Genomic DNA, 717 nt, shown 5'->3' with positions numbered 1-717 from the left:
GGGTCTATCAGGAATTAGGTGTTTTTAGTCTGTTTGGTCTAGTCGTTTCTGGTGTCTGCCGTTCGGCCTATACCCGGTTGGCGGAGAGGCGGCCGTCGAAGAGCTGGTCGAACTGGTTCATGGCGCCCTTCCAGCGGTTGTTCCACCGTTGTCGGCCGCGGCCGGTGGGGTCGAGGGCGAGGGTGGCGAGGTAGAGCCGTTTCAGGGCGGCGTTCTCGTTGGGGAAGTGCCCGCTGGCCTGAGCCGCTCGCCGGTAGCGAGCGTTGAGGGACTCGATGGCGTTCGTGGTGTAGATGACCCGTCTGATCTCGTCGGGGAAGCTGAGGAAGGGCACGAACTCGCTCCAGGACCGTTCCCAGATCGCGGAGATCGAGGGGTATTTGTCGTCCCACTTCGCAGCGAACTCGGTGAGCCGCTCCAGGGCCTGCTCCTCGTTGACAGCCGTGTAGATCGGCTTGAGGTCGCGGGCGATGTCGGCCGCATAGCGACGCGAGGCATAACGCAGGCTGTTGCGGATGAGGTGCACGATGCAGGTCTGCACCACGGTCGTGGGCCAGACCTGGTTCACGGCCTCCGGCAGGGCCGACAGCCCGTCGCAGACCAGCATCAGCACGTCACGGACCCCGCGGTTGCGGATCTCGGTCAGGACCTTCTGCCAGTACTTGGCGCCCTCGCCGCCGTCGCCGGCCCACAGTCCGAGGATCTCACGGTAGCCGT

1 protein-coding gene is annotated in these 717 nt (G+C 64.7%); it reads right to left on the bottom strand.

The genetic code is table 11. The features are described 5' to 3' along the window. Positions 1-67 precede the first annotated feature (67 nt). A partial coding sequence (locus tag ACTWQR_RS55900; protein WP_443235040.1) for an IS256 family transposase occupies positions 68-717 on the bottom strand: 650 nt, incomplete at its 5' end.

This window comes from Streptomyces sp. 2A115, from assembly GCF_052245575.1.
GTDB lineage: Bacteria > Actinomycetota > Actinomycetes > Streptomycetales > Streptomycetaceae > Streptomyces.
The sequence above is the reverse complement of the archived record's forward strand: the minus strand, read 5'-3'. Positions and strand labels throughout refer to the sequence as shown.